General features: G+C 65.5%; 27 protein-coding genes, 1 tRNA gene and 1 pseudogene. 24 read left to right on the forward strand and 5 right to left on the reverse strand.

Annotated features, from left to right (window positions below; all coding sequences use genetic code 11):
* Nucleotides 1-77 precede the first annotated feature (77 nt).
* The 3 genes from PGB34_RS21450 (at nucleotide 78) to ubiA (ending at nucleotide 2,709) form a co-directional block, all read left to right on the forward strand.
* Nucleotides 78-1,058, forward strand: coding sequence for a LysR substrate-binding domain-containing protein (locus tag PGB34_RS21450; RefSeq protein ID WP_271430143.1), 981 nt, complete (start codon nucleotides 78-80; stop codon nucleotides 1,056-1,058).
* Nucleotides 1,059-1,220: 162 nt separating this feature from the next.
* Nucleotides 1,221-1,793: a Dps family protein gene (locus PGB34_RS21455; RefSeq protein WP_271430144.1), complete on the forward strand. Its 573-nt coding sequence runs from the start codon at nucleotides 1,221-1,223 to the stop codon at nucleotides 1,791-1,793.
* Between the two features lie 43 nt (nucleotides 1,794-1,836).
* A complete protein-coding gene (gene ubiA / locus PGB34_RS21460) occupies nucleotides 1,837-2,709 on the forward strand; it encodes a 4-hydroxybenzoate octaprenyltransferase (protein WP_271430145.1) in 873 nt (290 codons plus the stop codon).
* 23 nt (nucleotides 2,710-2,732) lie between these two features.
* Here ubiA and proC read toward each other — a convergent pair whose 3' ends face one another.
* Nucleotides 2,733-3,578 (reverse strand): pyrroline-5-carboxylate reductase, encoded by an 846-nt coding sequence (gene proC / locus PGB34_RS21465; RefSeq protein WP_271430146.1) that lies wholly within the window; start codon nucleotides 3,576-3,578, stop codon nucleotides 2,733-2,735.
* A 334-nt stretch (nucleotides 3,579-3,912) separates the two neighbouring features.
* On the opposite strand from proC, the gene rplN reads away from it, so the two are divergent.
* From rplN to PGB34_RS21565, 20 genes are all read left to right on the forward strand, one after another.
* Nucleotides 3,913-4,281 (forward strand): 50S ribosomal protein L14, encoded by a 369-nt coding sequence (gene rplN, locus PGB34_RS21470; RefSeq protein WP_017760917.1) that lies wholly within the window; start codon nucleotides 3,913-3,915, stop codon nucleotides 4,279-4,281.
* 12 nt (nucleotides 4,282-4,293) lie between these two features.
* Nucleotides 4,294-4,611: a 50S ribosomal protein L24 gene (gene rplX, locus PGB34_RS21475; protein WP_271430147.1), complete on the forward strand. Its 318-nt coding sequence runs from the start codon at nucleotides 4,294-4,296 to the stop codon at nucleotides 4,609-4,611.
* Nucleotides 4,612-4,619: 8 nt separating this feature from the next.
* Nucleotides 4,620-5,159: a 50S ribosomal protein L5 gene (gene rplE, locus PGB34_RS21480; protein ID WP_271430148.1), complete on the forward strand. Its 540-nt coding sequence runs from the start codon at nucleotides 4,620-4,622 to the stop codon at nucleotides 5,157-5,159.
* A gap of 10 nt (nucleotides 5,160-5,169) precedes the next feature.
* The gene (gene rpsN, locus PGB34_RS21485) at nucleotides 5,170-5,475 is read left to right on the forward strand and encodes a 30S ribosomal protein S14 (protein WP_271430149.1); all 306 of its coding nucleotides are present in this window, start codon (nucleotides 5,170-5,172) and stop codon (nucleotides 5,473-5,475) included.
* Between the two features lie 20 nt (nucleotides 5,476-5,495).
* Entirely contained in the window at nucleotides 5,496-5,891 is a 396-nt protein-coding gene (gene rpsH, locus PGB34_RS21490; protein WP_271430150.1) for a 30S ribosomal protein S8, read from the forward strand.
* A gap of 16 nt (nucleotides 5,892-5,907) precedes the next feature.
* Nucleotides 5,908-6,441, forward strand: coding sequence for a 50S ribosomal protein L6 (rplF, locus tag PGB34_RS21495; protein ID WP_271430151.1), 534 nt, complete (start codon nucleotides 5,908-5,910; stop codon nucleotides 6,439-6,441).
* 11 nt (nucleotides 6,442-6,452) lie between these two features.
* Entirely contained in the window at nucleotides 6,453-6,818 is a 366-nt protein-coding gene (rplR, locus tag PGB34_RS21500; RefSeq protein ID WP_271430171.1) for a 50S ribosomal protein L18, read from the forward strand.
* A 26-nt stretch (nucleotides 6,819-6,844) separates the two neighbouring features.
* Complete coding sequence (rpsE, locus tag PGB34_RS21505; RefSeq protein WP_271430152.1) at nucleotides 6,845-7,363, forward strand: 30S ribosomal protein S5; 519 nt, start codon at nucleotides 6,845-6,847, stop codon at nucleotides 7,361-7,363.
* A gap of 17 nt (nucleotides 7,364-7,380) precedes the next feature.
* The gene (rpmD, locus tag PGB34_RS21510; protein ID WP_271430153.1) at nucleotides 7,381-7,566 is read left to right on the forward strand and encodes a 50S ribosomal protein L30; all 186 of its coding nucleotides are present in this window, start codon (nucleotides 7,381-7,383) and stop codon (nucleotides 7,564-7,566) included.
* A gap of 1 nt (nucleotide 7,567) precedes the next feature.
* Nucleotides 7,568-7,999 (forward strand): 50S ribosomal protein L15, encoded by a 432-nt coding sequence (rplO, locus tag PGB34_RS21515; protein ID WP_271430154.1) that lies wholly within the window; start codon nucleotides 7,568-7,570, stop codon nucleotides 7,997-7,999.
* A 40-nt stretch (nucleotides 8,000-8,039) separates the two neighbouring features.
* Complete coding sequence (secY, locus tag PGB34_RS21520) at nucleotides 8,040-9,377, forward strand: preprotein translocase subunit SecY (RefSeq protein ID WP_271430155.1); 1,338 nt, start codon at nucleotides 8,040-8,042, stop codon at nucleotides 9,375-9,377.
* Between the two features lie 153 nt (nucleotides 9,378-9,530).
* Nucleotides 9,531-9,644, forward strand: a complete 114-nt coding sequence (gene rpmJ, locus PGB34_RS21525; protein ID WP_038201958.1) for a 50S ribosomal protein L36 — start codon at nucleotides 9,531-9,533, stop codon at nucleotides 9,642-9,644.
* Between the two features lie 23 nt (nucleotides 9,645-9,667).
* On the forward strand, nucleotides 9,668-10,033 hold the full coding sequence (gene rpsM / locus PGB34_RS21530; RefSeq protein WP_225782625.1) for a 30S ribosomal protein S13: 366 nt from the start codon (nucleotides 9,668-9,670) through the stop codon (nucleotides 10,031-10,033).
* A 10-nt stretch (nucleotides 10,034-10,043) separates the two neighbouring features.
* Complete coding sequence (gene rpsK / locus PGB34_RS21535) at nucleotides 10,044-10,448, forward strand: 30S ribosomal protein S11 (protein WP_038201952.1); 405 nt, start codon at nucleotides 10,044-10,046, stop codon at nucleotides 10,446-10,448.
* A 141-nt stretch (nucleotides 10,449-10,589) separates the two neighbouring features.
* Nucleotides 10,590-11,213: a 30S ribosomal protein S4 gene (gene rpsD / locus PGB34_RS21540; RefSeq protein ID WP_271430156.1), complete on the forward strand. Its 624-nt coding sequence runs from the start codon at nucleotides 10,590-10,592 to the stop codon at nucleotides 11,211-11,213.
* Nucleotides 11,214-11,359: 146 nt separating this feature from the next.
* Nucleotides 11,360-12,355, forward strand: coding sequence for a DNA-directed RNA polymerase subunit alpha (locus PGB34_RS21545; protein WP_271430157.1), 996 nt, complete (start codon nucleotides 11,360-11,362; stop codon nucleotides 12,353-12,355).
* A gap of 82 nt (nucleotides 12,356-12,437) precedes the next feature.
* Entirely contained in the window at nucleotides 12,438-12,833 is a 396-nt protein-coding gene (rplQ, locus tag PGB34_RS21550; protein ID WP_271430158.1) for a 50S ribosomal protein L17, read from the forward strand.
* Nucleotides 12,834-12,852: 19 nt separating this feature from the next.
* Nucleotides 12,853-12,929 (forward strand) — tRNA-Met (locus PGB34_RS21555).
* A 260-nt stretch (nucleotides 12,930-13,189) separates the two neighbouring features.
* Entirely contained in the window at nucleotides 13,190-14,455 is a 1,266-nt protein-coding gene (locus PGB34_RS21560; protein ID WP_271430159.1) for an SAM-dependent methyltransferase, read from the forward strand.
* Between the two features lie 17 nt (nucleotides 14,456-14,472).
* The gene (locus PGB34_RS21565) at nucleotides 14,473-14,799 is read left to right on the forward strand and encodes a DUF1840 domain-containing protein (RefSeq protein ID WP_271430160.1); all 327 of its coding nucleotides are present in this window, start codon (nucleotides 14,473-14,475) and stop codon (nucleotides 14,797-14,799) included.
* Nucleotides 14,800-14,896: 97 nt separating this feature from the next.
* Here the strand turns inward: PGB34_RS21565 and PGB34_RS21570 are convergent, their stop codons facing one another.
* The 3 genes from PGB34_RS21570 to PGB34_RS21580 form a co-directional block, all read right to left on the reverse strand.
* Nucleotides 14,897-15,916 (reverse strand): Bug family tripartite tricarboxylate transporter substrate binding protein, encoded by a 1,020-nt coding sequence (locus PGB34_RS21570; protein ID WP_271430161.1) that lies wholly within the window; start codon nucleotides 15,914-15,916, stop codon nucleotides 14,897-14,899.
* Between the two features lie 129 nt (nucleotides 15,917-16,045).
* Nucleotides 16,046-17,638 (reverse strand): TerC family protein, encoded by a 1,593-nt coding sequence (locus PGB34_RS21575; RefSeq protein WP_271430172.1) that lies wholly within the window; start codon nucleotides 17,636-17,638, stop codon nucleotides 16,046-16,048.
* Nucleotides 17,639-17,944: 306 nt separating this feature from the next.
* Entirely contained in the window at nucleotides 17,945-18,787 is an 843-nt protein-coding gene (locus PGB34_RS21580) for an undecaprenyl-diphosphate phosphatase (RefSeq protein WP_271430162.1), read from the reverse strand.
* A 273-nt stretch (nucleotides 18,788-19,060) separates the two neighbouring features.
* Between PGB34_RS21580 and PGB34_RS21585 the strand changes: the two genes are divergently transcribed.
* Nucleotides 19,061-20,281: a porin gene (locus PGB34_RS21585; protein ID WP_271430163.1), complete on the forward strand. Its 1,221-nt coding sequence runs from the start codon at nucleotides 19,061-19,063 to the stop codon at nucleotides 20,279-20,281.
* Between the two features lie 481 nt (nucleotides 20,282-20,762).
* Here PGB34_RS21585 and PGB34_RS21590 read toward each other — a convergent pair.
* Nucleotides 20,763-20,880, reverse strand: a pseudogene (locus PGB34_RS21590) (tripartite tricarboxylate transporter substrate binding protein BugD); the annotation flags it as partial.

Genomic DNA, 20,880 nt, shown 5'->3' on the forward strand with positions numbered 1-20,880 from the left:
CGCGCGCATTGCCTGGACCGCCGGCGCGGTCAAAAGGCTGCGTTCGACCGGCCACCGGCTCATAATTGATGAAAGCTATGACCCTGACCGAACTCAAATACATCGTCGCCGTCGCGCGCGAACGTCATTTCGGCAAGGCGGCCGAGGCCTGCTACGTCTCGCAGCCCACGCTGTCGGTGGCCATCAAGAAGCTGGAAGACGAACTGGAAGTCAAGCTCTTCGAGCGCAGCGCGGGCGAAGTCACGGTGACGCCGCTGGGCGAGCAGATCGTGCAGCAGGCGCAGACCGTGCTGGACCAGGCGGCCAGCATCAAGGAGATCGCCAAGCGCGGCAAGGACCCGCTGGCCGGCCCGCTGAACCTGGGCGTGATCTACACCATCGGGCCCTATCTGCTGCCCGACCTGGTGCGTCAGAACATCGCGCGCACGCCCCAGATGCCGCTGATGCTGCACGAGAACTTCACCGTGCGGCTGCTGGAAATGCTGCGTGCGGGCGAGATCGACTGCGCGATCATGGCCGAGCCCTTCCCCGACACCGGACTGGCCATGGCACCGCTGTATGACGAGCCCTTCCTGGCGGCCGTGCCGGCCAGCCACCCGCTGGCCGCCCGCGAGTGGCTGAGCACCGAAGAGCTCAAGAACGAAACCATGCTGCTGCTGGGCACGGGCCACTGCTTCCGCGACCATGTGCTGGAGGTGTGCCCCGAGTTCGCACGCTTTTCCAGCAGCGCCGAAGGCATCCGCAAGAGCTTCGAAGGCTCCTCGCTCGAGACCATCAAGCACATGGTGGCCGCAGGCATGGGTGTGACGCTGGTGCCGCGCCTGTCGGTGCCCGAGGAGGCGCTGGCGCCCCGCGAGGGCAAGCCGGCGCGCGGCCGCGCGCGGGAGCTCGAGCCCATCGTGCGCTATCTGCCCATCCGCGACACGCAGGACGGCCAGCCGCCCACGCGGCGCGTGGTGCTGGCCTGGCGGCGCAGCTTCACGCGCTACGAGGCCATCGCAGCGCTGCGCAACGCCATCTATGCCTGCGAGCTGCCCGGTGTGGCGCGGCTGTCGTGAGGTGAAGGCGCGGCGTCCAGGTCGCGTCGCTTTGCGGTCTCGCCCTACGCGGGTGCCATTGCCATGGCGCATCGCTGCGATAGAGTTCATTGGCTTGAGCCGGCGCGGCGCGCCACCAGCTCATCAGGACCCATCGTGTTTGTCATTTCCAAGAGGTAACTTATGGCCAAGTCGATCAAGGACATCAAGAAGAGCAGCAAGGGCACCGTGCCCGCCAAGGGCGGCGAGCTGGTCGCGCCCGAGTCCGGCGGCCGTGCCGCGCCCTTGATCAACATCGGTATCGACCGCGCCGACCGCGAAGCCATCGCCGAAGGCCTGTCGCGCGTGCTGGCCGATACCTACACCCTGTACCTGACCACCCACAACTTCCACTGGAACGTGACGGGTCCGCACTTCAACTCGCTGCATGCCATGTTCATGGAGCAGTACACGGAACTGTGGAACGCCACCGACGTGATCGCCGAGCGCATCCGCGCGCTGGGCCACTATGCGCCCGGCTCCTATGCCGAGTTCAGCAAGATCGCGACCGTGCCCGACGTGCCGCAGACGCCGCCCAAGGCGCTGGAGATGGTGCGCATCCTGGTCAAGGGCCACGAAACGGTCTCGCGCATCGCGCGCGAGTTCATCCCCGTGGCCGAGGAGGCCAGCGACGCCCCCACGGCCGACATGCTGACGGCCCGCTGCACGGTTCACGACCAGACGGCGTGGATGCTGCGTTCGCTGCTGGAAGATTGAGCCGGCCTTGAGCAGCAGCACCTTGCCCCCGGCGCCCCAGGGCATGCCCAAAGCCCCTCGCGGGCGGCTGGCCCTGTACCTGGACCTGATCCGCTGGGACCGGCCGGCGGGCTGGCTGCTGCTGCTGTGGCCCACGCTGGCCGCGCTGTGGATGGCGGCCGGCGGCTTCCCGGGCTGGCATCTGCTGGTGGTGTTCACGCTCGGCACCATCCTCATGCGCAGTGCCGGCTGCTGCGTCAACGACGTGGCGGACCGGGACTTCGACCGGCATGTCAAGCGCACGGCCCAGCGCCCCATCACCAGCGGCGCGGTGTCGCCGCGCGAGGCCCTGTGGCTGGGCGCCGCGCTGGCGCTGGCCGCCTTCTGCCTGGTGCTCACGACCAACCGGCCGACCGTGCTGTGGTCCTTCGCGGCCCTGGCCATCGCGCTCATCTACCCCTTTGCCAAGCGCATCGTCTCGGTCCCGCAGGCGGTGCTGGGCGTCGCCTTCAGTTTCGGCATTCCGATGGCCTTCTCGGCCGTGCAGGGCGCCGTGCCGGCGGTGGCCTGGGTGCTGCTGGCCGGCAACCTGTTCTGGGTGCTGGCCTACGACACCGAGTACGCCATGGTCGACCGTGACGACGACCTGAGGATCGGCATGAAGACCTCGGCCATCACCTTCGGGCGTGCCGATGTGGGCATCGTCATGGCCTGCTATGCGCTGTTCATCGCCATCTGGGCCGTGGTCGGGTTGCGCGTCGCCGGCCTTGGCTGGCTCTATGGCCTGGGGCTGGCAGCGGCAGCAGCGCAGGCCGTCTGGCACTGGCAGATGATCCGCGGCCGCACGCGCGAAGGCTGCTTCCGCGCCTTCCGCCTGAACCACTGGCTGGGCTTCGCCGTCTTCGCCGGCGTGGCGGCGGACTACGCGCTGCGCTGAGCGCAGCGCTTGCTTCCCTTTATCTAGCTGGCCTGACCAAACTCCTGGGCCAGTTCGCGCGCCCGCTGCTCGGCGGCGCGGATGGCCTGGCCGAACAAGGCCTTGACCTGGGCTGCTTCCAGCGCGCTGATGGCCGCATGGGTGGTGCCGCCCTTGGAGGTGACGCGCTCGCGCAGCGTGGCCGGGGGCTCCTGGCTGGCCGCTGCCAGCGCCGAGGCGCCCGTGAAAGTGCCCACGGCCAGCGCATGGGCCTGCTCGGGCGTCAGCCCCATGTCGATGCCCGCCGCCACCATCGATTCAATGAAATAGAAGACGTAGGCCGGCCCAGAACCGGACAGGGCCGTGACGGCGTCGAGCGCGCTTTCGGCCTCCACCCACAGCAGCCGGCCCGTGGGTTGCAGCAGCTGTTCGACCTGCGCGCGGCCGGGCGCATCGACCGCGGGGCGTGCGTACAGCCCGGTCATGCCCTGGCCCACCAGCGCGGGCGTGTTGGGCATGGCGCGCACGACGTGCTCACTGCCCAGCCAGCGGGCGATGCTGTCCGATGGGATGCCGGCGGCCACGCTCAGGTGCAGCGCGCCCGGGGCCAGGAAGGCGCGGGTGTCCGCCGCGGCCTGCGCAAACACCTGCGGCTTCACGGCCCAGACCACCAGCGCGCAGCGCTGCAGGGCGGTGCCGGCAGTGGCCTGCGCCTGCACGCCCTGCTCGGCGGCCAGGCGTTCGCGCGTGGCGGCAAAGGGCTCCACCACCTCGAACTGGCTGGCCGGCAGCCCGGCGCGCCGCAGCCCGCCCAGGATGGCACCGGCCATGTTGCCGCCACCGATGAAGGCGATGGGAGGAAGGGGGTGGGCAGTGGAGGAGAGGGTCATGGGGGCAGGAGGCAGAGGTGTTGCGCAATGGCGTGCGGGGCGATTGTCCACACAGGTCCGGCCACGGCATGAGGCGGCCGGCATGCCGGCCCCGGACCGCCCCTTGCGGCCACGGCTGTTGGATTCCCGCACACAGCAGGCGTTTGACAGCGCCGACAGTCGGTGCCACAATCGCGGGCTTCGCTTTAATTTAAAGCGGAATTCCGCCCAGACGGATGGCGCCAGGCCCCGATCTTTTGACAGATTGATGCCGGGTGTTCGGACGACGGGCCCAAGACTGATCGGCGCGGCCCGCCTGGCGGATTGCAACGATACAAGTTGGGAACTACTAGCAATGATCCAGACTGAATCCCGGCTCGAAGTGGCCGACAACACAGGCGCGAAGTCCGTCCTGTGCATCAAGGTGCTCGGTGGCTCCAAGCGTCGCTATGCCAGCGTCGGTGACGTGATCAAGGTCAGCGTCAAGGAAGCTGCGCCGCGTGGTCGCGTCAAGAAGGGCGAGATCTACAACGCCGTCGTCGTGCGCACCGCCAAGGGCATCCGTCGTGGCGACGGCTCGCTCGTCAAGTTCGACGGCAATGCCGCCGTGCTGCTCAACGCCAAGCTGGAGCCGATCGGCACCCGCATCTTCGGACCCGTGACGCGTGAACTGCGTACCGAGAAGTTCATGAAGATCGTCTCGCTGGCTCCCGAAGTTCTCTAAGGACACGCTGTCATGAACAAGATTCGCAAGGGCGATCAGGTCATCGTGCTGTCGGGCCGTGACAAGGGCAAGCGCGGCACGGTCTCGCTGCGCGCCGACGACTCGCATCTGGTGATCGAGGGCATCAACCTCGTCAAGAAGCACGCCAAGCCGAACCCCCTGAAGGGCACCACCGGCGGCATCGTGGAAAAGGCCATGCCGATTCACCAATCGAATGTGGCGATCTTCAACGCGGCAACCGGCAAGGCCGACCGCGTGGGCATCAAGCTGGTGGACGGCAAGCGCGTGCGCGTGTTCAAGTCCAGCGGCGAAGAAATCAAGGTTGCCTGAGGTACACCATGGCTCGACTGCAAGAAATCTACCGCGAAAAGATCGCGAAGGAACTGACGGAGAAGTTCGGCTACAAGTCGCCGATGCAGGTTCCCCGTCTGACGAAGATCACGCTGAACATGGGCGTGAGCGAAGCTGTTGCCGACAAGAAGGTCATGGACAACGCCGTGGGCGACCTGACCAAGATCGCCGGCCAGAAGCCTGTTGTGACCAAGGCTCGCAAGGCCATCGCCGGTTTCAAGATCCGCGAAGGCCAGGCCATCGGCTGCATGGTCACGCTGCGCGGCGTGCAGATGTACGAATTCCTGGACCGTTTCGTCACCGTGGCCCTGCCCCGCGTGCGTGACTTCCGTGGTATCTCGGGTCGCGCCTTCGACGGCCGTGGCAACTACAACATCGGCGTCAAGGAACAGATCATCTTCCCGGAAATCGAGTACGACAAGGTGGATGCGCTGCGTGGTCTGAATATCAGCATCACGACGACGGCCAAGACCGACGAAGAAGCCAAGGCGCTGCTGCAAGGCTTCCGTTTCCCCTTCAAGAACTAAAGGTGACCCTGTGGCAAAAGTTGCTTTGATCCAGCGCGAACTCAAGCGCGACAAGCTGGTCGCCAAGTACGCGAAGAAATACGAAGAGCTGAAGGCGACCGCGAACGACGCCAAGAAGAGCGACGAAGAGCGTGCTGTTGCACGCCTGGCGCTGCAGAAGCTGCCGCGCAACGCGAACCCCACCCGTCAGCGCAACCGCTGCGAAATCACTGGCCGTCCTCGCGGCACCTTCCGCCAGTTCGGTCTGGCGCGTGCCAAGGTGCGTGAACTGGCCTTCGCCGGCGACATCCCCGGCGTGACCAAGGCCAGCTGGTAAGCGCAGCAGGAGCAAGAATTATGAGCATGAGTGATCCCATCGCCGACCTGCTGACGCGCATCCGCAATGCGCAGATGGTCGCGAAACCCACCGTGTCGGTGCCGTCTTCCAAGGTGAAGATCGCCATCGCCCAGGTGCTGAAGGACGAGGGCTACATCGACGGCTTCCAGGTCAAGACCGAAGCCGGCAAGAGCGAACTCGAAATCTCGCTGAAGTACTACGCCGGCCGTCCGGTGATCGAGCGCATCGAGCGCGTGAGCCGTCCCGGCCTGCGCGTCTACAAGGGCGCCACTTCCATTCCCAAGGTCCAGAACGGCCTGGGCGTGGCCATCGTCACCACCCCCAAGGGCGTGATGACGGACCGCAAGGCACGCGCCAATGGCGTGGGCGGCGAAGTGCTGTGCTACGTGGCCTGACGCGGAGGAAATAGCAATGTCCCGAGTCGGAAAAATGCCGGTCACCGTCCCCGCAGGTGTGGACGTGTCGATCAAGGACGACCAGATCAGCGTCAAGGGCGCAGGTGGCCAGCTGGCCATCACCGCCAACGCGCTGGTGAAGGTGTCGAACAAGGATGGCAAGCTGAGCTTCGAGCCGGTCAACGAGTCGCGTGAAGCGAACGCGATGAGCGGCACCGTGCGCCAGCTGGTCAACAACATGGTGCTGGGCGTGAGCAAGGGCTTCGAGAAGAAGCTGACGCTGGTCGGCGTGGGCTACAAAGCCCAGGCTCAAGGCACGAAGCTGAACCTCGCGGTCGGCTACTCGCACCCCGTCAACAAGGAAATGCCTGCGGGCATCACGGTGGCCACTCCGGCCCCGACCGAAATCGTCATCAAGGGTGCCGACCGTCAACGTGTCGGCCAGGTGGCTGCCGAGATCCGCGCTATTCGTCCGCCCGAGCCCTACAAGGGCAAGGGGATCCGTTATTCGGACGAGAAGATCGTGATCAAGGAAACCAAGAAGAAGTAAGAGGCTGCATGATGTTGACCAAAAAGGAACAGCGCCTGCGCCGCGCCCGTCAGACCCGTATCCGCATTGCCACGCAAGGCGTTGCCCGTCTGACGGTGAACCGTACCAACCTGCACATCTACGCCACCGTCATTTCCGGCGACGGCGCCAAGGTGCTGGCCTCGGCCTCGACGGCCGAAGCCGAAGTGCGCAGCTCGCTCGGTGGTGCTGGCAAGGGTGGCAATGCCACCGCCGCCGCACTGATCGGCAAGCGCATCGCCGAAAGGGCCAAGGCTGCCGGCGTGGAGAAGGTTGCGTTCGATCGCGCCGGCTTCGCATACCACGGCCGCGTCAAGGCGTTGGCAGAAGCCGCGCGTGAAGCCGGCCTGCAGTTCTAAGAACGCGCACGAATCAGGAATTCAAGATGGCAAAGATTCAGGCAAGAACGAGCGCCGAGGGTCCCGAGGACGGTCTGCGCGAGAAGATGATTTCGATCAACCGTGTCACCAAGGTGGTGAAGGGTGGTCGTATCCTGGGTTTCGCAGCACTCACCGTGGTGGGTGACGGCGATGGCCGCGTCGGCATGGGCAAGGGCAAGTCGAAGGAAGTGCCCGCAGCCGTGCAGAAGGCCATGGAAGAGGCCCGCCGCAATCTCATGAAGGTGTCGATCAAGAACGGCACGCTGCATCACCAGGTGACGGGTCACCACGGTGCTTCCACCGTGATGATGTCGCCGGCCCCCAAGGGTACCGGCATCATCGCTGGCGGCCCGATGCGCGCCGTGTTCGAAGTGATGGGCATCACCGACATCGTGGCCAAGAGCCACGGTTCGTCGAACCCCTACAACATGGTTCGCGCCACGCTCGACGCACTGAAGAACTCGACCACCCCGGCCGAAGTCGCAGCCAAGCGTGGTCTGACGGTCGAAGACATCTTCGCCTGAGACCGGGAGCATTTGCAATGACGACGCAACAACAGACCGTGAAGATCCAGCTGGTTCGCAGCCCGATCGGCACGAAGCAGTCGCACCGCGCCACCGTGCGTGGCCTGGGCCTGCGCAAGCTCAACAGCGTGAGCGAGCTGCAGGACACGCCCGCCGTGCGCGGCATGATCAACAAGATCGCCTATCTGGTGAAGGTGCTCTGACATGGAACTCAATACCATCAAGCCCGCAGAGGGCGCCAAGCACGCCAAGCGTCGCGTCGGCCGCGGTATCGGCTCCGGCCTGGGCAAGACCGCGGGTCGTGGCCACAAGGGCCAGAAGTCGCGCGCCGGTGGCTTCCACAAGGTGGGCTTCGAAGGCGGTCAGATGCCGCTGCAGCGTCGCCTGCCCAAGCGTGGCTTCAAGTCGCAAAGCCTGAAGTTCAACGCCGAGGTCTCGCTGACCGCTCTGGACAAGCTCGGCCTGGCCGAAGTGGATCTGCTCGCGCTCAAGCAAGCCGGCCTCGTGGGCCAGCTGGCCAAGGTCGTGAAGGTCATCAAGTCGGGCGAACTGACCAAGGCTGTGAAGCTGACGGGCATCGGCGCGACCGAAGGTGCCAAGGCGGCCATCGAGGCAGCCGGCGGCAGCCTGGCCTGATCGGCATTCCGCTTTTCCTCACTCAAGGAAGTTCCAGAACGTGGCAACCAACGCGTTGACCAAGCCAGGGCTGGCAAAGACGGGCAAGTTCGGCGACCTGCGTCGCCGGCTGGTCTTCCTGCTGCTCGCGCTTGTGGTCTACCGCATCGGCGCACACATCCCCGTGCCCGGCATCAACCCGGACCAGCTGGCTCAGCTGTTCCAGGGCCAGCAGGGCGGCATCCTGAACCTGTTCAACATGTTCTCGGGTGGGGCCCTGTCGCGTTTCACGGTGTTTGCGCTGGGGATCATGCCGTACATCTCGGCATCGATCATCATGCAGCTGATGACCTACGTCGTGCCGACCTTCGAGCAGATGAAGAAGGAAGGCGAGGCGGGTCGGCGCAGGATCACCCAGTACACGCGCTATGGCGCGCTGGCGCTGGCGCTGGTGCAGTCGGTGAGCATTGCCACCATGCTGGAGTCTTCGGCAGGCCTGGTGAACAACCCTGGCTTCGGCTTCCGCATCACGGCCATGTTCAGCCTGACGGCTGGTTCCATGTTCCTGATGTGGCTGGGTGAGCAGATCACCGAGCGTGGTCTGGGCAACGGCATCTCGATCATCATCTTCGCGGGCATCGTGGCCGGTCTCCCCACCGCCATTGGCGGGCTGCTGGAGCTGGTGCGCACGGGTGCGATGAGTGTGCTGATCGCGCTGTTCATCGTGGTGCTGGTTGGCCTGGTGACCTGGTTCGTGGTGTTCGTGGAACGCGGTCAGCGCAAGATCCTGGTCAACTATGCGCGGCGGCAGGTCGGCAACAAGGTGTATGGAGGCCAAGCCTCGCACCTGCCGCTGAAGCTGAACATGGCCGGTGTGATCCCGCCGATCTTCGCCAGCTCGATCATCCTGCTGCCGGCAACGGTGGTTGGCTGGATGGGCACCGGCGGTGAAGGCTGGTTCGCGCGCTTCATGCGCGACGCAGCGTCCACCCTGGCCCCGGGTCAGCCGATCTATACCCTGCTGTACGCCGGTGCGATCGTGTTCTTCTGCTTCTTCTACACGGCCCTCGTGTTCAACAGCCGCGAGACCGCCGACAACCTGAAGAAGAGCGGTGCCTTCATTCCCGGGATCCGTCCCGGTGACCAGACGGCACGCTACATCGACAAGATCCTGTTGCGCCTGACCTTGGCGGGTGCGATCTACATCACCTTCGTGTGTTTGCTGCCGGAGTTTCTGATCCTCAGATACAACGTGCCGTTCTACTTCGGAGGGACCTCGCTGCTGATCATCGTGGTGGTCACCATGGACTTCATGGCCCAGGTGCAGAACTACATGATGTCGCAGCAGTATGAGTCGCTGCTCAAGAAGGCGAATTTCAAGACGTCTCTGGGTGGTTGATGCGGACTGATCGGGTGGCCGGGCGAGAGCCGGGCCCCTCAGAGCTTCGGATCAGAAGATTTGGAAAGTGGAGTTGACGCCAAAGGCCTGTGCCTGGCGCACATTGTGTTTTGGGGCAGGTAGTTCAGCCCACAGAGTTTCAGGAGAAATCAAATGAGAGTTTCGGCTTCGGTCAAAACCATCTGCCGCAATTGCAAGATCATCCGCCGCAAAGGTGTGGTTCGCGTGATCTGCACCGACCCGCGCCACAAGCAGCGCCAGGGTTGAATCGAGAGTTCTAGAGGACGAACATGGCACGTATCGCTGGCATCAACATTCCGCCGCACAAGCACGCCGAGATCGGCCTGACGGCGATCTTCGGCATCGGCCGCACGCGCGCTCGCAAGATCTGCGAAGCCTGCGGCATCGACTACGCGAAGAAGGTCAAGGACCTGACGGACGCCGATCTGGAAAAGATCCGCGACCAGATCGCCCAGTTCACGATCGAAGGCGACCTGCGTCGCGAAACGACGATGAACATCAAGCGTCTGATGGACATCGGTTGCTACCGCGGTTTCCGTCACCGTCGCGGCCTGCCGATGCGTGGCCAGCGCACCCGCACGAACGCCCGTACCCGCAAGGGTCCGCGTCGCGCCGCGCAAGCCCTGAAGAAGTAAGGAATAAAGCATGGCCAAGTCTCCCGCCAACAACGCCGCGCAACGCGTTCGCAAGAAGGTCCGCAAGAACGTTGCGGACGGCATCGCGCACGTGCACGCGTCGTTCAACAACACCATCATCACCATCACCGACCGTCAGGGCAACGCACTGTCGTGGGCCTCGTCGGGTGGTCAGGGCTTCAAGGGTTCGCGCAAGTCGACGCCCTTCGCCGCCCAGGTGGCATCCGAAGTCGCCGGCCGTGCAGCGGTCGAGCAAGGCATCAAGAACCTCGACGTCGAGATCAAGGGCCCCGGCCCGGGTCGCGAGTCGTCGGTGCGCGCGCTGGCTGCGCTGGGCATCCGCATCACGTCCATCTCCGACGTGACGCCGGTCCCGCACAACGGCTGCCGTCCCCAGAAGCGCCGTCGCATCTAAGGCGCTTCACGACAGCGCAGCGCCCTTTGCGGGTTGCTGCGCGTTTTTGCTTTTCACTCAAGCCCACCGCCATCGTCCGAGGACTGATGGCTCCCGCAATGCCAGTAGGCGCTGCGGCAGACGCAACACAAGGAAAATACCGTGGCACGCTATCTCGGCCCCAAGGCCAAGCTCTCCCGCCGTGAAGGCACAGACCTGTTCCTGAAGAGCGCACGTCGCTCCATCGCGGACAAGGCCAAGTTCGACTCCAAGCCCGGCCAGCATGGCCGCACCTCGGGTCAGCGCACGTCCGACTACGGTCTGCAGCTGCGTGAAAAGCAGAAGGTCAAGCGCATGTACGGCGTGCTGGAAAAGCAGTTCCGCCGCTACTTCGAAGAAGCCGACCGCCGCCGTGGCAACACCGGCGCCAACCTGCTGTTCCTGCTGGAATCGCGTCTGGACAACGTGGTGTTCCGCATGGGCTTCGGCTCCACGCGCGCCGAAGCACGCCAGCTGGTGTCGCACAAGGCCATCACCGTGAACGGCCAGGCTGTCAACATCCCCTCGTACCTGGTCAAGACCGGCGACGTGGTGGCTGTGCGTGAAAAGTCGAAGAAGCAGGTTCGCGTGGTCGAAGCCCTGCAACTGGCCCAGCAAGTCGGCATCCCCGCCTGGGTCGAAGTCAACATCGACAAGGCCGAAGGTACGTTCAAGAAGGTGCCGGATCGCGACGAGTTCGGTGCCGACATCAACGAATCGCTGATCGTCGAACTTTATTCGCGTTGATGCTGATGGGGCGCCACAAGGACTCAAGCACCTTCAGGCGCCCTGTTTAGTTGTTCCCGTTCCTGCGGCTGCCAAGCTTTGTGCGGCCCAGGCGCTTCACCAGCCTTACCGGTGTAACGAGCCGGGGGTATTGAGAGGAAGTCCGCATGCAAACAACCCTGCTGAAACCCAAGACCATCCAGGTCGAGCAACTGGCTGCCAACAAGGCAAAAGTGACGCTCGAGCCTTTCGAGCGTGGCTACGGCCACACGCTCGGCAACGCGCTGCGTCGCGTGTTGCTTTCTTCGATGGTGGGCTATGCAGCCACCGAAGTCACCATCGCCGGCGTGCTGCACGAGTACTCCTCCATCGATGGCGTGCAAGAGGATGTGGTCAACATCCTGCTGAACCTCAAGGGCGTGGTGTTCAAGCTCCACAACCGCGACGAGGTCACGCTGTCGCTGCGCAAGGATGGCGAAGGCCCGGTCACGGCCGCCGATATCCAGACGCCGCATGACGTCGAGATCATCAACCCCGAGCACGTCATCGCCCATCTGTCGCAAGGCGGCAAGCTGGACATGCAGATCAAGGTCGAGAAGGGCCGCGGCTATGTGCCTGGCACCATGCGCCGCTATGCCGACGAGCCGACCAAGTCGATCGGCCGCATCGTGCTGGACGCATCGTTCTCGCCGGTCAAGCGCGTGAGCTACACGGTCGAAAGCGCCCGTGTGGAACAGCGCACCGACCTGGACAAGCTGCTGGTCGAGATCGAGACCAATGGCGCCATCTCGGCGGAAGACGCTGTGCGCGCTTCGGCCAAGATCCTGGTCGAGCAACTGGCCGTGTTCGCCCAGCTGGAAGGTGGCGTGGACGAGCTGTTCGATGCGAAGGCTTCCGCCCCGCGCAGCGCCCAGCAGTTCGACCCCATCCTGCTGCGTCCCGTGGACGAGCTGGAACTGACCGTGCGTTCGGCCAACTGCCTGAAGGCCGAAAACATCTACTACATCGGTGACCTGATCCAGCGCACCGAGAACGAGCTGCTCAAGACCCCGAACCTGGGTCGCAAGTCGCTCAACGAAATCAAGGAAGTGCTGGCTTCGCGCGGCCTGACCCTGGGCATGAAGCTCGAAAGCTGGCCGCCGGCCGGCCTGGACAAGCGCTAAGAAGCCCACGGCCTTCATCGCACGGGGCAGTACCTGACACGGCTGCCCCCATTACTAAAAATCCTTCTTCAAGGAAATCATCATGCGTCACGGACTTGGACTCCGCAAACTCAACCGCACCAGCTCGCACCGCCTGGCGATGCTGCGCAACATGACCAACTCGCTGATCGAGCACGAGGCCATCAAGACCACCGTGCCCAAGGCGAAGGAACTGCGCCGCGTCGTCGAGCCGCTGATCACGCTGGCCAAGAACCCCACGGTCGCCAACAAGCGCCTGGCCTTCGACCGTCTGCGCAACCGCGACAACGTCGTGAAGCTGTTCAATGAGCTGGGCCCGCGTTACCAGACGCGCCCGGGCGGCTACACCCGCATCCTGAAGATGGGCTTCCGTGTGGGCGACAACGCGCCCATGGCTTTCGTGGAACTGGTGGATCGTCCTGAAATTTCTGACGCCGCCGAGCAAAGCGACGCAGAATAAGCTATACTCTCATTTCTGACGCGCGATGGAGCAGCCTGGTAGCTCGTTGGGCTCATAACCCAAAGGTCGCAAGTTCAAATCTTGCTCGCGCAACCAAATTCCAGAAATTGAAAAAGGCCCTCGAAAGAGGGCCTTTTTCTTTTGGCGGCGGCATGGCATGGGTGATTGGGCCATCCATGCCAATGCCAATGGATGCTCGAAATACGAGCTTGGCCTGATGCTCGGCAGCAGATGCGCAGCGCGGTGCGCTGCGGCAAATAGCTGTCCTCTTTCGTCCTACCCACGCCTGCCTTTTTTTGTGACAAAGTGAAGGTGCGCTGTGGGACGCGACGAAAGAATGAAGGGCCTGAACCAGCATGAGCAACAGCCTGGCACCTCGTATTGAAGCGGAATTGGCGGCACTGCCGGTGCCTGTTGCCATTGCCTTGCCCGATGGGCGCCGCATCGAGCCCGCGGGCGCCCGGCTGCGACTGGCGTTCTCGCGCTGGTCCAGCGTGGCAAAGCTTGCGGCCCGGCAGATCGGCAGCGTGGCCGAGGACTATGTGGAGGGCCTGGTCCAGATCGAGGGTGCGATGCGCGACCTGATGCAGGCAGCCGCGGCCTTGATGCCGGGCCAGCCCGTGCAGACGCAGACGGGCTGGTGGTCGCGCCTGCTGCGCGATGCCAAATCCCGCGGCGCGCACACCCGGCAAAGGGACAGCGAGCAGATCCAGTTCCATTACGACGTTTCCGACGATTTCTATGCGCTGTGGCTGGACCCGCGGCGCGTCTATTCCTGCGCCTACTTTCGGGAGCCCTCGCTGGACATCGCCCAGGCGCAGGCGGCCAAGCTCGATCACATCTGCCGCAAGCTGCGCCTGCAGCCGGGCGAGCGCTTCCTGGACATCGGCTGCGGCTGGGGCGCGCTGCTGCTGTGGGCGGCCGAGCACTACGGCGTGGATGCCACGGGCATCACGCTGTCGCAGAACCAGCATGCGCATGTGGAGGCACTGATTGCCGAGCGCGGCCTGGGCGACAGAGTGCGGGTGAAGCTGATGGACTACCGCGAGCTCGAAGGCAGCATGGTCTTCGACAAGATCGCCTCGGTGGGCATGTTCGAGCACGTGGGCCATGTGCAGATGCCGCACTACTTTCGCGGCGTGGCGCAACTGCTGGTGCCGGGTGGGCTGACCCTGCAGCATGGCATCACGGCCGGGGCGCTGGCACACCAGCAACTGGGCGCGGGCATGGGGGACTTCATCGAGAAGTACATCTTCCCGGGCGGCGAGCTGATGCATGTGAGCAGCGTGCTGCAGGACATTGCCCGGGCCGGCCTCGAGATGGTCGACACCGAAAACCTGCGCCCCCACTACGCCCGCACGCTGTGGGCCTGGTCCGATGCGCTGGAGGCCCAGTTGGCGCCCGCGCTTGCGGTGCTGCAGAAGACCGCAGGTGCCGAGCGGGCCGAGCGCATCCTGCGCGCCTACAGGCTCTATCTGTCCGGCTGTGCCATGAGCTTCGAGCAGGGCTGGATCTCCCTGCACCAGATGCTGTGCGCCCGGCCCGACGGCCAGGTCCATGCCCATGGCATGCGCGGCGCACAGACGGACTATCCCTTCACGCGCGACTACATCTACAACTGACCCAGGAGGTAAGCCCTATGCTCTATCGCTTCAAATCCCAAGCCAGCGCCGACGTGCTGATGCTCGAAGGCCATGCCCGGCCGCTGCTCGAGATCATGGGCAAGTCCGCCGGCAGCAGCGGCATCATCACCGTGGACCAGATGCCCGGCGCCATCTCGGCGCTGCAGGCCGCGTCCGAGCGCGAGGCCGAGCAGGGCCGCCACAACCACGACGCCCATGCCGCGGAGGACCATGAAGCCGCCGCCGAGATCCAGCATGTGGGCCTGCACCAGCGCGCCGCGCCGCTGATCAAGATGATGCGCGAATCCATGGCGGAGAACAGAGACATCGTCTGGGGCACCTGAGTCCCGCCCTGCAGAATAAAAAAGGTGCGCCCGCGGCGCACCTTTTTTCGTTGCAGGTTCGGGCGGGTGGCCCCGCTGGCCCCGCTGGCCGCGCGCCTTAGTCCACCTTGGCGCCCGAGTCCTTGACCACCTGCGCCCACTTCTCATGCTCGCGCGCGATGTGCTGGGCAAATTCGGCCGGTGAGCTGCCGCTGGGAATGGCGCCCTGGGCGAGCATCTTCTCTTTCACCTCGGGGGTGGCCAGCGCGCGCGCCAGGGCCTGATGCACGCGCTGCACGACGGCAGGCGCGGTGCCTGCGGGGGCCAGCAGCCCGAACCAGGAACTGGCCTCGAAGCCCTTGAGCGCCGGGCCGCCGGCTTCTTCCACCGTGGGCACGTCGGGCAGCGCGGCCGATCGCTGGCTGCTGGTCACGGCCAGGGCCTTGAGCTTGCCGGCCTTGATCTGCTGCATGGACGAGGGCAGGTTGTCGAACATCACGTCGGCATTGCCGGCCACCATGTCGAGCAGGGCCGGGGCCGAGCCCTTGTACGGCACATGGGTCATCTGCACGCCGGTCATGCGCTTGAACAGCTCGCCGGCCAGGTGGATGGAGGTGCCGCTGCCGCTGGAGGCCATGTTGAACTGGCCCGGCTGCGCCTTGGCCTTGGCGATGAAGCTGGCCACCGAGTCGATGCCCATCTGCCTGGCCTTGTCGGCGTTCATCTCCATCACGTTGGGCACGGCCGCGACCATGGTGATGGGCACGAAGTCCTGGATCGGGTCGAAAGGCAGCTTGGGATAGAGCGCGCGGTTGATGCCATGCGTGCCCACCGTGCCCATCAGCAGCGTGTAGCCGTCGGCGGGCGCGCGCGCCACGATCTCGGTGCCCACATTGCCGCCCGCACCCGCGCGGTTGTCGACGATGAAAGCCTGACCCAGGGCCTTGCTCAGCTCGGGGGCCACGGCGCGGGCCAGGATGTCGGTGGTGCCGCCGGCGGCAAAGGGGACGACGATGCGCACCGGCTTGCTGGGCCAGGCCTCCTGGGCCAGACCGGGAAGGGGGGCGGCCGCCAGGGCGGCGGTTGCGCAAAAGGCGGTACCCAGCCATTGGCGGCGGGTGCGGGCGCGGATCATCATGCAAGGCTCTCCTGAGTGATGGAGCTGCGGCAGCGTCCGGTGCGGCAGATGCGCGGCGCCGCCGTCGCGGTGGGGGCCGGATGGGCCTGCCTGCGTTTTAGCGGCCATCCGCGCGGGCGTCGCCCGGTGTTAACCCCGGTCAGCTGCGCCTTGGAGGGGCGAATGCGCCAGCTCGTCGGCGCTCAGCCGGCGCACCGCCACCAGCCCGATGCGCTGCTCGTCCGCCTCGAGGATGCGGAACTCGATGCCATCGTGACGCACGGTCTGTCCCACCCCGGGCAGATGACCGAACTCGGCCAGCAGATAGCCGGCGACGGAGCTGTAGCTGTCGTCTTCGCTCAGCAGGCCCTGGGTGTCCAGGAGGCGCTCGAGCTGGTGCAGATCGGCAGAGCCGGCCACATGCCACAGCCCTTCGCCCTGGGCCTGGATCTCGAGGGATTCGTCCTCGTCGGGGAACTCGCCGGCAATGGCCTCCAGCACGTCGATGGGCGTGACCACGCCCTGCACCTGGCCGTACTCGTCTGTCACCAGCGCCAGCTGGCCGCGCGCGTGGCGCAGGATGTCGATCGCACGCATCACGCTGGTGCTCGCGGGCAGATACAGCGGCGCGCGCACGTAGCCGGCCTGCGCGTCCAGCCGGCCGTGCTGCGTGACCGCGCCCAGCAGGTCCTTCACGCGCGCCACGCCCAGCACCTCGTCGAGCGAGCCACGGCAGATCGGGAACAGACTGTGCGGCGTGGCCAGCAACTGCGCGCGCAGCTGCCCGCCGTCCTCCTCCACATCCGCCCAGGAGATGTCGCCACGCGGCGTCATGATCGTGCGTACCGTGCGGTCGGCCAGCGAGAGCACGCCGCCCACCATCTGCCGCTCCTCGGGCGCGAAGGCCGGTGCTTGCGCCAAGGAGGCCTGCTGGCCGTCGCCGCCGGGCTGCGGCTGGCCGTGCAGCCGGCTGCCCAGCAGGCGCAGCACGGTCTCGGCCGTGCGCTCGCGCAGCGGCTGGGTGGCTTGCTGGCGCGCCTGGTTGCGCCGGGCCCACTGGTTGAAGAACTCGATCAGGATCGAAAAACCGATGGCCGCATAGAGGTAGCCCTTGGGCAGGTGGAAGCCCAGGCCCTCGGCCACCAGCGAGAGGCCGATCATGAGCAGGAAGCTCAGGCACAGCATCACCACCGTCGGATGCGCATTCACGAAACGCGTCAGCGGCCTGGAGGCCAGCAGCATCACGGCGATGGAGATCACCACCGCGGCCATCATCACGGGCAGTTCGTCCACCATCCCCACGGCCGTGATCACGGCATCGAGCGAGAACACGGCATCCAGCACCACGATCTGCGCCACCACCACGCCGAAGCCTGCATAGGCGACCTGCGTGCGCTGGGTGTGAACCACGCCCTCCAGTCTTTCATGCAGCTCGGTCGTGGCCTTGTAGAGCAGGAACAGGCCGCCGCCCAGCAGGATCAGGTCGCGGCCCGAAAAGGGCTTGCCCCAGACGCTGAACAGCGGCGCCGTCAGCGTCACCAGCCACGAGACCACCGACAGCAGCGCCAGGCGCATCAGCAGCGCCAGGCTCAGGCCGATGACGCGCGCGCGGTCACGCTGATGGGGCGGCAGCTTCTCGGCCAGGATGGCGATGAAGATCAGGTTGTCGATGCCCAGCACGATCTCGAGCACGACCAGCGTCAGCAGCCCCGCCCAGGCGGCCGGGTCGGTCAGCAGTTCCATCATGCGCGCGCTCCCTTTGGGCGGCGCGCATGCCGCGCGCGCGCACGGTCGCCGCCGGCAGGGGCGAACTCAGCGCGAGCAGGAAGCAGGGGAGATGACCGGAGAGGAGAGGCCGTGGCGCAGGCTGGTCGCCTGCAGAGGATGCTGGCGCAGGCCAGCACCCGACTGGGAGGTTCGGAAGGCATGCGCGCCACTATAGGGCGCGGGCCTTCGCGATCCGGGACGAAGCCCCGGGCTGCGGCGGGCTGTCGCCAGCGGTCAGGGTCTGGTCAGCCTGCGTTCAGGCCCGGCTTCGCTGCGGCGCGTTCAATGCGCAGAAAGCAGGCCCAGGCCCAGCAGCACGAACAGCAGCGCCCCCAGCGCGAGCCGGTAGTACACGAAGACCATGTAGCTGCGCGAGGACACGATCCGCAGGAACCACACGATGACGCCATAGCCCACCACGAAGGCGATCACGGTGGCCAGCGCCGTCGGGCCCGGCGCGACCGGGCCGGCCACGCCCCAGCTCTTGATCAGCTGATAGAAGCCCGAGGCCATGACTGCGGGCACGGCCAGCAGGAAGGAATAGCGGGCCGCCGCCTCACGGGTGTAGCCCATCAGCAGGCCGGCCGTGATGGTGCCGCCCGAGCGCGAGACGCCGGGAATCAGCGCCATGGCCTGGGCCAGGCCGTAGACCAGGCCGTGCTGCCAGCTCAGGGTCTTGAGCTCGCGCGTCTTGCTGCCGTGGCGGTCGGCCCAGGCCAGCACCAGCGCGAACAGCATCAGCATGGTGGCGGTGATGTAGAGATTGCGCAGCGAAGTCTCGATCGCATCCTTGAACAGCAGCCCCAGCACCGCGATAGGCAGGGTGCCGATGATGATCAGCCAGCCCATGCGCGCGTCGGGGTGCATGCCGCCACGGTTGGCGCCCGGCACCAGCGAGGCGAACCAGGCGCGCAGGATGCGCAGGATGTCGTGGCGGAAATAGATCAGCACCGCCAGCTCGGTACCGAGCTGCGTGATGGCCGTGAAGCTGGCGCCCGGGTCCACGCCCGAGGGCAGCATGGGGCCAATGATGCGCAGGTGGGCGCTGGAGGAAATGGGAAGGAATTCGGTCAGGCCTTGAACCAGGCCGAGAAAGGCTGCTTCCAGCCAGGACACAACACCCATGGGCAACTCTTCGATCACTGCACGCAGGCGGGCCGCCGGCGTCGCTGGGGCGCGAGTGTCGCACGGCCGGCCGAGGGGCCTTGGTGCCCTCGAAATGACAGTCAAGCACCAAATGTGTCCGCTAGACGCAACACTCCAAAATGAATAAAAAACGGGTTAACCCGATGTCACGTAACTGACTTCTTGTGGCTAGAGACTCCAATTCGTCCCGGGTTTGGTGCCCGGGGACTCCGCTTACGACGAGAAGCGCTTCCACATCCTGGAGTTCTACGAATGAAAAAGACTTTTGCAGCCCTCGCTGCACTGGCGCTGTGCGGCGCCGCATCGGCCCAATCCTCGGTGACCCTGTTTGGCGTGGTGGACGTTGCAGTCAGCAATGTCTCCAACAAGGCTGAGCGCGTGTACACGCTGGCCGACCTGGTCAACCCCTCGCTGCTGCCCGACAGCATCAAGGTCGGCCGCACCGAACTGCGCAACTCGGGCCTGAGCTCGAGCCGTCTGGGCTTCCGTGGTGTGGAAGACCTGGGTGGCGGCCTGACGGCCGGCTTCTGGCTTGAATCGCCCCTGACCAACGATGACGGCGGTGGCCTGAGCGCCTTCAGCCGCCGTTCGACCGTCAGCCTGGCTGGCAGCTTCGGTGAACTGCGTTTCGGCCGCGACTCCACCCCCGGCAAGCTGGTGGACGACGCCTTCGATCCGTTCGGCGCCACCGGCATCGGCGGCAACCTGATTGCCACCGCCTACAGCCACAGCCGCCTGAGCAACACCGCTCAGTACTTTCTGCCCAAGGGTCTGGGCGGCGTGTACGGCAACGTGATGTACGCCTTCCACGAGCGCACCGAATTCGAACCCCTGGCCTCGAACCAGCGTGATTCGAAGGCCGGCCGTTACTTCGGCGGCCGCATCGGCTTCGCCAACGGCCCGCTGGACGTCGCCATGTCCTATGGCCAGCTCGATGGCGCTTCGGTGAGCACCGACACCATCAACATCACGACCGACCGCACCACCAAGAACAAGATCCTGAACGCTGGCGTCACCTATGACTTCGGCGTGGTCAAGCTCTTCGGTATGTACTCGCAGAACCGCCAGGAGCGCAGCACGCTGCTGGCCGACTACAACAACGGCTTCCTGGCCATCGACCCCAAGACCAAGGTGCAAGGCTACCTGCTGGGCGTGACGGTGCCGGTCGGTGCGGGCCTGATCCGCGCCAGCTACGCACACGTCAAGTACGACGACAACACCGTCGGCACCCTGGCCAACCTGTGGAACCCCATCGAAGACCGCAAGGCCAACAAGTTCGCGCTGGGCTACCAGCACAACCTGTCCAAGCGCACGGCCCTGTACGCCACGGTGGCTCGCGTGAGCAACAAGAACGGTGCAGCCCTGACCGTGGGCGGCCCGGCTCTGACCTCGGCTCAACTGGCTTACGGCGGTGCCAACTACCGCATGAAGAACTCGACCGGTTACGAGTTCGGCCTGCGTCACTCCTTCTGACGCAAGCCGCCCGGGCGCCGACGTCTGCTGGCGCTTCGACGAAAGCGTCCGGGTGCGGGCCGCAAGGCCCGCGACCGCTGTGCCCATGATGCAAGACATGGGCGCGGCGTGAGCAGGTCGATGCGCATCCACGGATGCGCAGAGGCCTTCATTCCAAGTTTCTCCAAGGAGCCTTCTGGTTCATTCAGCCCGCCGATGTGCGGGCTTTTTTTTGCGCGCGCGGTGCCTTGCCGGCCGTGCGATCACTTTTTCATCGCCGGGCCGCCCCAAGATGAAAAACACCCCCTCGGGGGGCAGCGGACCTCGCGAAGCGGGGGAGCGTGGGGGCACTTTTTCATCGCTGGGCCGCCCCAAGATGAAAAACACCCCCTCGGGGGGCAGCGGACCTCGCGAAGCGGGGGAGCGTGGGGGCACAAAAAAGCCGGGGCAGGCCCCGGCTTGATGATCGGTCTGCTGCCGCGCTGGCAGCAGTGCGCCGGCTTCAGTCCGCGTAGGCGCCCGCGGCCTTGATGACGGGGCCGAACCGGGCGACTTCGGCCTGCACGAACTTCTTGTGCTCGGCCGGCTCCACGCGCTTGTCGTTGACCACCACCGCGCCC

The organism is Xenophilus arseniciresistens (genome assembly GCF_028023875.1).
Taxonomy (GTDB): domain Bacteria; phylum Pseudomonadota; class Gammaproteobacteria; order Burkholderiales; family Burkholderiaceae_C; genus Xenophilus; species Xenophilus arseniciresistens.

Bases quoted from the DNA above. Each gene is read 5' to 3' on its own strand.
- PGB34_RS21450 (WP_271430143.1), top strand. From the start codon at position 78: ATGACCCTGACCGAACTCAAATACATCGTCGCCGTCGCGCGCGAACGT.
- PGB34_RS21455 (WP_271430144.1), top strand. From the start codon at position 1,221: ATGGCCAAGTCGATCAAGGACATCAAGAAGAGCAGCAAGGGCACCGTG.
- ubiA (WP_271430145.1), top strand. From the start codon at position 1,837: ATGCCCAAAGCCCCTCGCGGGCGGCTGGCCCTGTACCTGGACCTGATC.
- proC (WP_271430146.1), bottom strand. From the start codon at position 3,578: ATGACCCTCTCCTCCACTGCCCACCCCCTTCCTCCCATCGCCTTCATC.
- rplN (WP_017760917.1), top strand. From the start codon at position 3,913: ATGATCCAGACTGAATCCCGGCTCGAAGTGGCCGACAACACAGGCGCG.
- rplX (WP_271430147.1), top strand. From the start codon at position 4,294: ATGAACAAGATTCGCAAGGGCGATCAGGTCATCGTGCTGTCGGGCCGT.
- rplE (WP_271430148.1), top strand. From the start codon at position 4,620: ATGGCTCGACTGCAAGAAATCTACCGCGAAAAGATCGCGAAGGAACTG.
- rpsH (WP_271430150.1), top strand. From the start codon at position 5,496: ATGAGCATGAGTGATCCCATCGCCGACCTGCTGACGCGCATCCGCAAT.
- rplF (WP_271430151.1), top strand. From the start codon at position 5,908: ATGTCCCGAGTCGGAAAAATGCCGGTCACCGTCCCCGCAGGTGTGGAC.
- rplR (WP_271430171.1), top strand. From the start codon at position 6,453: ATGTTGACCAAAAAGGAACAGCGCCTGCGCCGCGCCCGTCAGACCCGT.
- rpsE (WP_271430152.1), top strand. From the start codon at position 6,845: ATGGCAAAGATTCAGGCAAGAACGAGCGCCGAGGGTCCCGAGGACGGT.
- rpmD (WP_271430153.1), top strand. From the start codon at position 7,381: ATGACGACGCAACAACAGACCGTGAAGATCCAGCTGGTTCGCAGCCCG.
- rplO (WP_271430154.1), top strand. From the start codon at position 7,568: ATGGAACTCAATACCATCAAGCCCGCAGAGGGCGCCAAGCACGCCAAG.
- rpmJ (WP_038201958.1), top strand. From the start codon at position 9,531: ATGAGAGTTTCGGCTTCGGTCAAAACCATCTGCCGCAATTGCAAGATC.
- rpsM (WP_225782625.1), top strand. From the start codon at position 9,668: ATGGCACGTATCGCTGGCATCAACATTCCGCCGCACAAGCACGCCGAG.
- rpsK (WP_038201952.1), top strand. From the start codon at position 10,044: ATGGCCAAGTCTCCCGCCAACAACGCCGCGCAACGCGTTCGCAAGAAG.
- PGB34_RS21545 (WP_271430157.1), top strand. From the start codon at position 11,360: ATGCAAACAACCCTGCTGAAACCCAAGACCATCCAGGTCGAGCAACTG.
- rplQ (WP_271430158.1), top strand. From the start codon at position 12,438: ATGCGTCACGGACTTGGACTCCGCAAACTCAACCGCACCAGCTCGCAC.
- PGB34_RS21560 (WP_271430159.1), top strand. From the start codon at position 13,190: ATGAGCAACAGCCTGGCACCTCGTATTGAAGCGGAATTGGCGGCACTG.
- PGB34_RS21565 (WP_271430160.1), top strand. From the start codon at position 14,473: ATGCTCTATCGCTTCAAATCCCAAGCCAGCGCCGACGTGCTGATGCTC.
- PGB34_RS21570 (WP_271430161.1), bottom strand. From the start codon at position 15,916: ATGATGATCCGCGCCCGCACCCGCCGCCAATGGCTGGGTACCGCCTTT.
- PGB34_RS21575 (WP_271430172.1), bottom strand. From the start codon at position 17,638: ATGGAACTGCTGACCGACCCGGCCGCCTGGGCGGGGCTGCTGACGCTG.
- PGB34_RS21580 (WP_271430162.1), bottom strand. From the start codon at position 18,787: ATGGGTGTTGTGTCCTGGCTGGAAGCAGCCTTTCTCGGCCTGGTTCAA.
- PGB34_RS21585 (WP_271430163.1), top strand. From the start codon at position 19,061: ATGAAAAAGACTTTTGCAGCCCTCGCTGCACTGGCGCTGTGCGGCGCC.